The sequence below is a fragment of the Flavobacterium sp. genome, assembly GCF_044369455.1.
In the GTDB taxonomy this organism is placed as follows: domain Bacteria; phylum Bacteroidota; class Bacteroidia; order Flavobacteriales; family Flavobacteriaceae; genus Flavobacterium.
On sequence record NZ_JBIPLW010000036.1, the window covers coordinates 1 to 14,717 of the forward strand.

2 pseudogenes are annotated in these 14,717 nt (G+C 41.6%); both read right to left on the reverse strand.

Features of this window, described 5'->3' with window-relative positions:
* Positions 1 to 12,550 (reverse strand): annotated as a pseudogene (locus tag ACIQ2L_RS13540) (hypothetical protein); the annotation flags it as partial.
* A 1,041-nt stretch (positions 12,551 to 13,591) separates the two neighbouring features.
* Positions 13,592 to 14,717, reverse strand: a pseudogene (locus ACIQ2L_RS13545) (calcium-binding protein); the annotation flags it as partial.

The window sequence follows — 14,717 nt, forward strand, 5'->3', positions numbered from 1 at the left end:
TTGTTCGGAAGAATTGAGTATTATTTGATGCTACACGCATTGCGTTTCTATAGGTAGCGGTGTAAGTTCCATTCGCTAAAGACGAATTGGCTTCGATAAAAAATCCTTGACCAGATGCAACCTTTCCAGTAGGTAAAAATCCTCCAGAGATAGCAGAAGTTGCCGTTCTAACACCCCCCGTAAAATTATATTTTGCATAGTCATTAGACGAATAAATGTTATTCGTTATTGCAGTATTATGTGTCCACAAATAAATAGTGCCATTAACTACGCCAACATTACTAGGATCGGTCAAGAACAAATCAATATCTATAGCTGATGGATATGGATTCCCAATTAGGTTATATGTTCCTGTACTTTTTATAATTGATGTTGAAATGACACCATTATTAGGAACACCCGAGAAAACAGTTTCTACTACTTGAGTTGGACTATAGGTTAAATTGTCGGGAGCTCTTGCTATATAACCCACTCCAGGAGCCATAATTGTAGTGCTTGATTCGTAAGCCCAGTTGTTAATAGTTGGGCTGAATGAATAAAATACGGAATCTGTGGCTAATTGACTTAAAGGAGTGCTGGCTACAGGAGAAGACCAATAGGTGAAATCATATTGTTTTAGTGGTGAAGAGTTTCTTTTATAAATTATAGTTCCAGTATTGATTGAAGCATCGTTGATTTGCACTAAACTTGAACTATTTTCAAAGATTAACGTACCAAGCGTTACCGTAACCGCATTGGTTATGGTTAATGTATTTCCAGCACTAATAGTTACAGTTCCCGAATTAACGAAGCAAGAGCAACCTACTAAATCTGTTGAAGAAGTATAATTTCCAGCAAAAACAACAACTTGAGAACTTGTAGGATTAGAACCTAATGACCAAGTAGAACCATTCCAAGTATTCGTTGGTAAAGCATTGAGCGTCACACTAGCAGAGGGTAGAGAGGAACAACCTGCAAAAGAAGCTGAAATGGTATACGTACCCGCTGGAGCTGAGACATTTGCCCCTGATATTACTACACCAATTGAAGGTGAAGCAGTATAAGTATAAGAGGCATTGTAATTGGTAATAGTAAAACTTCCAATCATAGCGGCACAAGTTGGTTGCACCAAGGAACCTAAGGTAGGTTGACCGGATGGTCCATTAACCGTAATTGTTCCGGTGGCATTTACCGTTCCGCAACCACCTGTTAAGGGTATGCTATAGGCAAAGGTTCCCGCAGCTGCTGGTGTACCACTGATGGTAATCACATCCGCTGACCAAGCAACCGTTACACCGGCCGGTAATCCTGTTGCAGTACCAATTCCTGTGGCTCCGGTAGTTGTATGCGTGATTGCAGTTAACGCCGTATTGATACAAAGCGTGGGCGTGGAAGATGCAATGGAAACAGTATCTTCATTTACAGTGATGGTACCTGTTGCATTCACAAATCCACAACCTCCTGTTAAAGGAATTGAATAATTGAAAATTCCGCTAGCAGTTGGCGTACCGCTTATGGTAATTACATTTGTATTCCAAACTGCAGTAACCCCTGGTGGCAGGTTCGTAGGAATCCCGATACCAGTTGCTCCTGTTGTAGTTCGTATAATATTGGGTAGTACAGGCGCATTGATACACAGGGTGGGATTACTTGAAGGTAGTCCGGCTGTATTAATTTCCACTGTAATGCTACCCGTTGCATCTACTACTCCGCAGCCACCTGCTAATGGAATGCTGTAAGGGAAGGTTCCCGCCACTGTTGGTGTACCACTGATGGTGATAACGTTTGATGCCCACGTTGCAGTTACTCCCGCCGGAAGTCCCGTTGCTGCTCCGATTCCTGTTGCACCAGTTGTTGTATGCGTAATCGCTGTTAAAGCTGAATTGATACAAAGTGTTGGTTCGGTTGAGGCAACGCCCGCAGTATTGTCTGCTGTTACCGTAATGGTTCCGGTTGCATTGACTATAGTACCGCAACCTCCTGTTAAAGGAATGCTGTAACTGAATGTTCCGGAAACGGTAGGCGTACCACTAATCGTAATGGTATCACCTGCCCAAGTGGCTGTTACACCGGTTGGTAGGTTTGTTGCAACTCCGATACCGGTTGCGATGGTAGTAGTATGGGTTATGTTTGTGATTGGCGTATCGATACATACAGTAGGCATTGATGAAGCTGCAGAAACAGTATTATTAATTACTGTGATGGTACCTGTTGCATTTACCACACCGCAACTGCCTATAATTGGAATAGCAATTAAAGGAATGGAATAATTGTAGGTACCTGTAACAGTTGGCGTTCCGGTAATGGTAATCATATTACTTGCCCAGCTGGCAGTAACACCCGGAGGTAAACCGTTTGCAATTCCTATACCTTGTGTTCCAGTGGTCGAATGCGTAATAGCAGTCAATGCACTGTTGATACACAAGGTTGGTGTTGCCGAAGCTGCACTAGCTGTGTTGTTTGGATTTACGGTAATGGTTCCTGTGGCAGCTATATTGCCGCAACCACCAGTAAGCGGAATGCTGTAATTATATGTTCCTACAACAGAGGGTGTTCCGCTAACGGTAATAACGTTAGCAGCCCAAGCAGCAGTAATTCCCGGTGGAAGCCCTGTTGCTGCTCCGATACCGGTTGCTCCTGAGGTGCTATAAGTTATGTTGTTCAATGGTGTGTTCAAACATAGGGTTTGCGTGGTAGAGGAACCCCCTGAGGTATTAACGGTTCCTGTATTTGTAACCGTAATGGTACCGGTTGCATTTACTGTTCCACAGCCACCTGTTAATGGAATGCTGTAAGGAAAGGTTCCCGCAACTGTTGGTGTACCACTGATGGTAATAACGTTTGATGCCCATGCAGCAGTTACTCCCGCAGGAAGGCCTGTTGCAGCTCCAATACCCGTGGCTCCCACAGTAGTATGTGTGATGTTTGTTAATGTAGTATTGATACAAACGGTTGGGGTAGAAGAGGCCGCTCCCCATGTATTAGTAGGGGTTACAATAATGGTTCCTGTTGCATTCACTGCTCCACATCCTTCTGTTAATGGGATGCTGTAATTGAATGTGCCAAAAACGGTAGGCGTACCACTGATGGTGATGGTGTTACTCGCATATGAAGCGGTTACCCCTGCAGGTAAACCTGTTGGAGTTCCTATACCGTTTGTACCTAGAGTTGTATGAGTGATGTTTGTCATTGCAGTATTGATACAAACTGTTGGGTTAATCGACGGAGAAGTAACTGTTGGCAGTGCAATATTATAATAATTACGCTGGTTACACTCCAATGCAATTCTATCATTTGTGGATAAAGCAGACGGGAAAACCATTACTTCGGGGATGTTTCCTGTTGTATATCTGGAGATGGAACCATTATTAAACCGGGCGCCTATCATGAATCTATTTTGTAAAATGTAATTTGTGTTGGTGATAGAAGCTGTTGGCATTGCATTTCCATCTCTGAACCCTGAAACAGTAGTGTTGGTTGCTGTAAAGGTGAGAATACGGCAATTGCCATTACCAGTTTGTGTATTGTCTAGTAATGATGGGAATGAAGCAGCAGCCTTAATTTCAAATCCTATCGGTTTATTAACCACATCAGGTCTGTCTTGAATTACAAATCCTTGAGTAGCGGTATAATTATTATCTAATAATGCTTGAATAGATGCGGTCGTGCTACCCACTGTAGTCCATTTTGAAATTACATTGGCTGAGAAGCCCGTAAATCCTGTAGTTGGAAATGCAGTGTGTGTAAGAAAACTTGAACCTGTAAAATAAATAGACGGAACTCCGTTTTGTGTTTCTAATACTCCGGCATTAATTACCCGTGGCTGATTGGCAGCAGTAGGTTGACTTGCATTTCTCCATTGCCCACTTTGATCGTACCAGATGGCTACAGTTCCTGTATTGACACCTATCCAACTACTAAGGGTAGTAGCCGTCGCAGCGCCACCACCTGCAGCACTCACGAATGAACTTAACGTTAGAATGCCACTTGCATTAAAATAAACATCACGCAACTCGCCATCACTGCTTCTTCTTATTCTCATGGCAGGTCCATTATAAGCGCTGCTCAACTTTCTTAAACCATAAGCAACAGAAGAAAAGTTTGCTGCAGTAAGAGCTACATTGTTTAAAACATTGTTTCCGGTGATAAAGATGGTAAACGGATAGTTTGTACTTCCGCAACCCGTTGAAGCATTCAATATACCCATATAAGATTGTCCCGCTACTGGACCAACTGCAGGAACTGCAACAGGTATTGAACCTGCCGGTAATGTTTGATTGCTAACATTTACAAATCCTGCTGAGATAGCAGCTGCGTTCCAAGTGATACTGTATCGTGTTGCAGTACTATTGGTGTAAGGTAAATTGGCAGTTGGAGTACCTAGTGCAATAGGTGTGGAAGCTCCCAATGTGAGTACAGGTGGTGTGACAATGGGTATGCTATAATAAAGACCTTGATTACACTCTAGTGATACCCTTGCAGTGGTTGACAAAGCATTTGGGAATACGATTACTTCCGGAATGTTTCCTGTTGTATATCGTGTGATACTTCCATTATTAAACCAAGCGCCTATCATGAATCTGTTTTGTAAAATATAATTCGTGCCAGATGTTGGGTTAGTAGTTAAAGCAATACCATCTCTGAATCCTGAAGATATAGAACTGTCTGCTACAAATGTTAGAATGCGGCTGCTTCCATTACCTGTTTGAATATTATCCTGAGACGCTCCCCATGCTGGCGTGGCTGCAACCCCATATGTAATTGGCATTCCCGTAATATCAGGGCGGTCTTGAAAAATAAATCCTTGTCCACCGTTATGATTGTTATCTATTAATGCTTGAATAGTTCCAGTAGTAGTGCCCGTTGTGGTCCATCTTGCAATCACATTGGCTGAGAAGCCCGTAAAACCAGTAGTAGGAAAGGCAGTATGGGTAAGAAAACTTGAACCTGTATAACGAATAGAAGGTCTACCACTTTGCGTTTCGATGACACCTCCACTGATAATACGTGGCTGATTGGCAGCAGTAGGTTGACTTGCGTTTCTCCATTGGCCACTTTGATCGTACCATACGGCCACTGTGCCCGAATTGGCACCTATCCAACCGCTAAGGGTAGTGGCAGTTGCAGCGCCACCACCTGGTGCACTCACTACAGAATTTAACGCTAAAACACCACTTGCATTAAAGAATACATCACGCAACTCACCATCGCTGCTTCTTCTTATTTGCATAACTGGTCCGGTATAGGCGCTGCTCAATCTGCGCAAACCATAGGCAACTGCTGAAAAGTTTGCAGCAGTTAGGTTTACGTTATCCAGCACATTATTCCCGGTTATAAAAATGGTAAACGGATAGCTTGCACTGCCCACGGAGCAACTGCTGGTTACTGTTAAAACACCCGTATACGATTGTCCACCTACCGGGCCAACTGCAGGTACCGGTGCCGGTATTGACGCTGCTGGTAATAAAGTACTGGCAACATTTACAAATCCTGCTGAGATAGCAGCTGCACTCCAGGTAATGCTGTAATTTGTTGCATTGGCACTGGTGTATGGTAAATTTGCAGTGGTAGTACCTAATGAAATTGGACTTGAAGTACCCAGTGTCAAATTTGGCGCTGCCATAGTGATAGTATAATAAGTTGCCTGATTACATTCCATTGCGGTTCTAGCAGGCGCTGATATTGCACTGGCAAAAAGGGTTAGCTCTCCCAATTTTCCATTTATAAAATTAGCATTTCCACTACTTCCAATCCACATCGGAGCTGTTCCACTTATGGTTCCGCTCATCGTTGAACTGGATAAAGAATTATTTCCGTTTCGCCATACATTACCCTGAGAATCATTTCTTCTGAAAGTACCGATGGAGTAGTTTAACCATGTTAAAGGGGTGTTGATTCTGGAAGGAATATCGAAGTAGGTTTGCCCATCAGACCAAGGTGCGTGAATATTATAATTAGTTGAGTTTAACAAACACGAGTTAACAGTACTATTTTGAAAAACAAAATTACTAGTAGTATTGATACCCGCTCCTGAACTCTGATTAGAAGTTATCGGACTTTGAAAAGTTTGATTTCCCGAGAAAACCAAGGTTGGTTTGCCATTTTGCAATTCAATAGCACCAGCATTAATGACCCGTGGTTGATTGTTTAATACGTTTTGTGTAGCATTTCGCCACAAACCACTTTGATCGTACCAAACCGTTACCATTCCCGAATTGCTTCCTATCCATAAGTCAAGGGTAGTCGCTGTTGCTTCACCACCTCCCGCAGCACTTACCTGTGATGTTGTTAATGACAAGGCACCCGTTCCATCAAAATACACATCGCGTTGCTCGCCATCGCTGCTTCTTCTTATTTGTACGGCAGGTCCGTTATAGGTACTGCTCAGTTTTCGTAAGCTATAGGCAACAGCAGCGGGCGTTGCTGCGGTAAGACTAAGATTATCCAGCACATTATTGCCTATGAAGTATACATTAAATCCATAGTTTGTACTCAAACCCAAGCAATTGTTAATTACGGTTAAAACGCCCGAGTAAAATTGCCCTCCTATTGGGCCAGTAGCAGGCACGGCAATAGGCAATGGGTTTGCAAATAAGGCGTTGGTAACATTTACAAATCCTGCCGACAAAGCTGCTGCGTTCCAGGTGATATTATAATTTGATACTCCAATAATGTTGGAGGAGGGTAAATTTGTTGTGGTAGTCCCTACGGTAATGGGAGTAGATTGCCCCAGCGTTAACGAAGGCGTCGTAGTAGGAAAATTAAAATAGGCCGATTGATTGCATTCTAACACTATTCTTGCAGCTGTTGTTAAGCCACTTGGAAAAATAGTAAGCTCACCTAATTTTCCATTTATATTCGATCCAATCGACATGGGTGCAGAGCCACTTATGGTGCCGCTCATCGTTGAAGTATTTAAAGAATTAGTTCCGTTTTTCCAAACATCTGCCTGTGTGCCGCTTCTTCTAAAAGTACCGATGGAATAATTGGACCAAGTTAATGCGGTAACGATTCTGTTAGGAATATCGAAGTAGGTATTTCCATCAGACCAAGCTGCGTGGATATTATAATTATTTGAGTTTAACAAAGAAGAGTTAACATTACTATTTTGAAAAACAAAATTACTGGTAGTATTTATACCCGCTCCTGCACACTGCGTGGAAGTAACAGCACTTTGAAATGATTGCGCTCCCGAGAAAACTAGTGTTGGTTTGCCATTTTGCAATTCAATAACACCAGCATTTATTAAACGTGGCTGACTGACTACTGTACTTTGCACAGCATTTCGCCATAAACCACTTTGGTCGTACCAAATGGCTACGGTTCCCGAATTGCTTCCTATCCAAGCGGTAAGGGTAGTCGCTGTTGGCACTCCGCCACCTGCGTCGCTAACCTGGGAGTTTAACGACAAGGCCGTTCCGTCAAAATACACATCGCGTTGCTCGCCATCGCTGCTTCTTCTCACTTTTACGGCAGGCCCGTTATAGGTACTGCTCAGTTTTCGCAAGCCAAAGGCAACAGAGGAAAGACTTGATGCAGTAAGATTGAGATTATCCAGTACATTATTTCCGATGAAGTAGACATTAAATGGAATAGTATATGCTAATCCAGTACAATTGTTCACCACTGTAAGTAATCCGGTATAATGGGTATTGGCTACAGGGCCACTGGCTGGCAGTGCAACAGGAATTGGACTTGTTGGCAACACTGCATTCGTAACATTTACAAATCCGACAGCGATGGCATTTGCAGCCCAGGTAATACTATAATTTGTAATTTGAGTAGCATTTGAGAAGGGTAAACTTGTAGAGGTGTTGCCCACAGCAACTGGAGTTGTTTCACCTAATGTTAAATTGTTGGTGTTGATATTATAAAATAAAGATTGATTACATTCCATTGCTATTCTTGCCGTAGCTGGCAATATTGCGGGGAAAATTTCAAAATCAGAAATGTAACCGGTCCATAATTGGGCTAATTGATTTCCGCTGTAAGGTGCCCCTATTAAAAACCCTGTTGAAGTTGCGGCTGTTCCATTTTTAGCGTTTTGAACAATCCCATTGACATACGGAAGCAATCCGCTACCGCCTGTGGCAGCCGTCATGGTTAAAATAGACGAAGTGGATCCAACTGTTCTGGCAGGAGCGTTAGCATTAGCATCGTTCCAGGAGACACCATTGCCTGCAAATGTGGCGTAGTTGCCTACACTGGCTCCCAGGAAACCGAATGCATCGCCCGTGCTGCTGAGGTTGATGAGGCGTTGATAATTTCCATTAGACGCCGTGCGAGACGCCACCGTATTCATAGAATAAGGATTGGAAACAGTTAAAGTAGACTCAACCAAGTAAGAAGTTGTTCCGTTTAAAAAAATCGCTGGTTTGCCGTTTTGTGTTTCAATTACACCGGCATTGATTACCCTTGGTTGATTGGCAATGATGTTTTGATACGCATTGCGCCATCGGCCACTTTGATCGTACCATATCGCAACCGTGCCCGAATTGGCACCTATCCAACTACTAAGGGTAGTGGCAGTTGCAACACCACCGCCAGCGGCACTCACTAATGAACTTAATGATAAAACGCCGGTTCCGTCAAAGTATACATCCCGTCGTTCACCGTCGCTGCTTCTTCTAATCTGCATGGCTGGTCCATTATAGGTAGTACTTAATTTTCTTAAGCCATAAGCTACAGAAGAAAGGTTTGCTGCGGTTAGATTGAGATTATCCAGTACGTTATTACTTCCCGTAATAAAAACAGTAATCGGATAATCGATGCTTACGGCGGCACTACAAGTATAACTAACTTTTAGTATTCCCGTGTAAAATGATCCTGCTACCGGTCCGCTAGCGGGCACGGCAATAGGTATTGACCCTGCAGGTAATGTTACATTGGTCACATTTACAAATCCTACCGCGGTAGCCGTTGCGTTCCAGGTAATGCTGTATTGATTGGCACTGGCATTGGCGTATGGTAAATTTGCAATAGTAGTACCCACTGGAATCGGATTAGGATTACCGAGTAGTGTAATAGCAGGTGCAGCCAAAGTAATGTTATAATAACTTGCTTGACTGCATTCAATAGTCGTGCGCTCAGGTGCGGATATTGCATTTGCAAAAACCAATATCTCCTGCATAGTACCATTGGAGAATTCAGATCCACCTTGATAAGAGCTCGTTAAAAGAGAGGTAGGCGGGTTGGAAGCTACCCCTCCGCCCTGTGCTGAGATGGAAGCACTATTTCGATGAACCAGCGCATTAGAAGATCCTTGACCAATAGCTGTATAAATCTGATTCGTTGTAGATGCGGTAAATCCGTCACCTAAGGTTTGGCCGTTTCCAGTCTGGAAGTAGAAAGAATTTTCTCTTCCACCATGAAAGCCAAGCAGCCAGTTACCCATCCCCGATAACATACGGTTATTGGCGCCACCATCCATAGACTCAACCGCATTAACGGTCCAGAAATTGTTGGTAAGCATTGGTGTTGGCACCGATAAGAAATTTCCTCCTGCTGCCAGGTGTCTAACTGCTGCACGTGCATTCTTTACATCTATTGTACCTGCATTGATTAAACGGGGTTGTTGACTATTGATTGTTTGTGTGGCATTTTGCCATTTTCCACTTTGATCATACCAAATAGCAACCATACCCGAATTGCTGCCAATCCATGTTCCTAGTGTGGTTGCAGTAGCCGCACCACCGCCCGATATACTCACCTGCGATGATAATGATACATTTCCGGTTCCGTCAAAATAAACATCCCGTAGCTCATTATTAGAACTCCTGCGAATTCGGAAAGCTGGACCTGTATAGAAAGAACTAACTCGTCGGGTACTAAGGGCAATAGCAGATGGCGTTGCAGCGGTTAGATTAAGATTATCCAGCACATTATTGCCTATGAAGGATATATTAAAACCATAGTTAGTAACGAATCCTGTACAACTTGTTACGATAGTAAATGTGCCTGAATATAACGATCCTGAAACCGGGCCAATTGCTGGAACTGTAATCGGTAGTGAACCAGTAGGACCAGGCAATAATGCATTGTTAACGTTAACAAATCCCGCCGCTAAGGCAGCTGCACTCCAGGTTATATTATAGTTAGCAAATCCAGTAGCATTTGAAAAAGGTAAATTTACCGTAGTGGTACCCACCGATATAGCAGGAATCGTACCTAAGGATATGCCGGCAACAGTCGCATCAACTATGATGGTTCCGGTAGCATTGCAACCATTGGCCACGGGTATACTATAATTATAAGTTCCTGTTACAGTAGGAGTGCCAGTGATGGAAATGGTGTTGCTTGCCCATGAGGCAGTTACCCCTGGTGGTAAGCCGGTAGGGGTTCCTATGCTTGTAGCATTAACGGTAGCATGTGTAAGGGATGTCAAAGCCGTATTGACACATACGCGGGAAGAACCGACAGCAGGTGCAATTGATACAACGGTAATAGTTCCGGAAGCGGTTCCGCAACCCCCTGTTATAGTAGCCGTATAGTTGAAAATACCAGTCACCGTTGGCGTTCCGCTGATGGTGGCCAGGTTAGAACCCCAGGTTCCGGTAACTCCTGCAGGTAGCCCGGTAAATACTGCACCCGTTGCCCCCGAAGTGTTATAAGTAATGTTGATTATGGGTGTATTAATACATAATGATTGCACATCTGGGCCTGAAGCTGAAGATAGTACAATAGTATTAGCTGGATTAACATTAATGGTTCCGGTAGCATTTATAGTTGCACAACTACCTAGTATAGGAATATTGTATATGAATGTTCCTGATGAAGTTGGTGTTCCGCTGATGGTAATGGTATTGCTCGCCCAAGTTGCCGTAACACCGGTTGGTAAGCCGATTGCAGCTCCAATACCTGTTGCCATAGTTGTTGTATGGGTGATGGGTGTAAGCGCTGTGTTGATACATAAGGTTGGCGTGCTGGATGCAGCACTTACGGTGATAGCCGTCGCTACCGTAATGGTACCAGTTGCTTGAACGCTACCGCAACCATCAATTAAAGGGATGGTGTAATTAAAGGTTCCGTCAGTGGTGGGTGTACCACTAATGGTAATGGTGTTGGTTGCCCAAGAAGCAGTAACACCTGCCGGTAATCCTGTTGCACTTCCTATTCCTTGTGATCCTGAGGTCGTATGCGTAATGTTTGTTAAGGCCGTGTTGACGCAAACGGATGGGGTACTAGAGGCCGCACTTACTGTTGGTAAACTAATGTCAATAGTAATCACATCAGAAACGGTGCAACCACCGGCAGTAGTAACCGTAACGGTATACACCCCACTGGCTGTTGCATTAAAAGCAACCCCATTGGTGATCACTTGTGGGCCCGACCATGAATAACTTACGCCTCCGTTTGCAGTTAAGGTAACCGGACTTCCGCTACATACTTTCACTGTTTCATTGGTAACTATTCTGCGAATAACATTATTGTTTTGATCTGCCACATAAATATTACCAATGGCATCGGTAGTTATACCCACCGGAGCATTGAAGGAAGCCGAAGTACCGGTTCCGTTTGCGTTGCCACTAACACCACTTCCTGCCAAAGTAGTTACAACCCCAGCTGGTGTAATTTTTCGAAGTACATTATTACCCCTGTCTGCCACATATACATTTCCGGCTGGATCAGTACCTACTCCAAAGGGTCCATTAAATGAAGCTGCAGTGCCAGTTCCATTGGTAAATCCAGAAACACCGCTGCCGGCTAAAGTGGTTACCACCCCTGCCGGCGTTATTTTACGAATAAGGTTATTTCCAAAATCGGATACATATAAATTGCCTGCCGCATCAGTATCGATACCGGTAGGATTGTTGAACGAAGCTGCAGTGCCGGTGCCATTGGCATTGCCCGAAACACCGCTGCCAGCGAAAGTAGTCACCACACCCGCTGGTGTTATCATACGAATAAGGTCATTGCCTCTTTCTGCCACATATACGTTTCCTGCTGCATCGGTACCTAACCCAAAAGGATCTCTGAACGAAGCTGCGGTACCGGTGCCATTGGTATTACCCGCAATACCACTTCCCGCTAAGGTGCTCACGACCCCTGCTGGCGTAATCATACGGATTAAATTATTACCCAAATCAGCTACAAAAACATTGCCTGAAGGGTCGGTGGTTATACCGATAGGGCTATTAAACGATGCAGCCGTTCCGGTGCCATTGGCATTACCTGCAGCGCCACTGCCCGCAAAAGTACTTACGATACCTGCTGGAGTGATTTTACGTATTAAATTATTGTATAAGTCAGCAACATATACATTCCCTACAGCATCTCTGGCCACTCCAATCGGAGTATTAAAAGAAGCTGCAGTGCCAGTACCATTAGTAGTGCCTGCGGCGCCACTGCCCGCAAATGTAGTAACTGTTGCCACTGAATTAATCGGCAGCGAACTGCTGATCACAGTGCTACATTGGGCGTTTACTTTTGCAAAATGAGTTAATGACAACACAACAAAGAAGCACATAAGCACTTTTGTTGAAATACAAAAGGTACTTTTTTTAACTTGTTTTTTTTCTGTAAAAGAAGACAACAAATTTACTTTTTTCGATTTGAGTGATAATTGTTTCATATTTTGTATGTAATTACGCTTTAAAATTAAACTATTTAATTTACTTAATTAATAAAGCTTTAATTAATGATTTTTGACAATTCAAAAGTATATAAAAAATTTCAATTTCATCGATTAAAGGCAAAAAAAATCGATAAAAATGCATTTTTTATACTTTTTATATATAATAACTTACAAATTATGCTTATAAAATTTTGATTATATTCCTATTTTTATTGAGTTGTTATAACCTATTTATAATTGTCTTCTTTAAGTTTAACTTAAAATAAAAAAATATAGAATGAAATGATTTATATTTATTTTATGGTACAAATTTATGACGAAATTTTTACTAATAAGAATTACTTCTGTAACTAACTCAAAAAGTCGTTTAAATTGCAATAAACATAAATCAGCTGTTTTTTAGCTTGAAATGATGCATTTGACCGACTTATATATAGCTTCTGGTACCTGAAAATACTAGCATACTTTGTTTTTTGATGGAGCACAACAGTTGCAATGGGTTAGGTGCCAGCAACTGAAACAGGATTGAAATTGGTTTTTGTAAGCTGCTTTGTAAATGTATGGCTGTTTATAAACGATGCCTATTGCTCTTGACTGATTTCATATTTCTTGCTGTAATCACTTTTTCTACCTAAAGGGAATATTTCTGGAAAACAGCTGAAAATACCCGATTGTAACTTTTGTAATTAACGTGAGTTCGATTTTAAATAAATATATTTTTTTATTGAAACATTAAGAATTAAGAAAATTGAAAACCTTAATTATCTCACTATCTTAATGGTTTAAAAGTTTTCGCATGTATTTTTTTATTTGCTAAACAGAAAAAAAGTAAACTATTTGATTTTAATTTAGTATCAGCAATTTTTTAAAAAGCTACTATCGAACTCACTTTATTTATTAATAAAAGCGATATAAAAAGGGGAGTTGTATAATATGAAACACAAAAAAAGGCTTGGAACGCTCCAAACCTTTTAGTGTATAGTACAATTAATTTTTTTTGATAGTAATCAATACCTCAAATTATAGTATTGTCTAATTTCAATTAATCATTGCTTTTTTGACCGTAGTTACATTAGTATCTGTTGTTATTTTTACTATAATAGCTTGAGTTGCAATCGGTAACTCTACATGATGATTATTGGTATTTAGTTTATCGTCATAGTATAGTTTTTTACCAAGCAAATCAAAAATTTCTACCTTATTAATAGTATACGTACCCGAAAAAATGCTAAGTTTTTTATCATTTGTTACCAAAATCACAGAGGAATCAAAACTTGGCGTATTGATATTTAGAGTCGTATTGGTAAATCGCAATTCGAAACGATCTCTAAAAGTGCCATTTGTAGTAGTGAAATTATAAACTCCCGATTTTATATTATGGCAAATGTTCAAATATTTGTCCAACAAATACACCTCTTGATTGGAGAATAACCCATCATAATTTTCTAAATTAACAGTTAATTGCCCATTTACTGTGGTGCTGTATCCTAGCGGAATGATCTCTGAACCATTAAATGGAAGCGCCCTCCCTTGAATGGATAAATCATCGGTTCCAACCGTCGTAAATAGTGAAACGGGATTGCCCACAGCTAAAGTTTTTCCATCAAATAAAGGATCAAAATCATTAGTAGCATTTTCGACATATCCCAATAACATTTCATTATAGGAACCAAGGGCACTAGATAAAGACAACCAAATTCTATGTTTTTCTAATGAACTAGAAATAGAACTATCTGAATTAGAAGCATCAGTTGTTCGGAAGAATTGAGTATTATTTGATGCTACACGCATTGCGTTTCTATAGGTAGCGGTGTAAGTTCCATTAGCTAAAGACGAATTGGCTTCGATAAAAAATCCTTGACCAGATGCAACCTTTCCAGTAGGTAAAAATCCTCCAGTGAGAGCAGAAGTTCCCGTTCCAACACCCCCTGTAAAATTATATTTTGCATAGTCATTAGACGAATAAACATTATTAGTTATTGCAGTATTATGTGTCCACAAATAAATAGTGCCATTTACAACGCTAGCATTACTCGAATCGGTCAAGAACAAATCAATATCTATAGCTGATGGATATGGATTCCCAATTAGGTTATATGTTCCTGTACTTTTTATAATTGATGTTGAAATGACACCATTATTAGGAACACCCGAGAAAACAGTT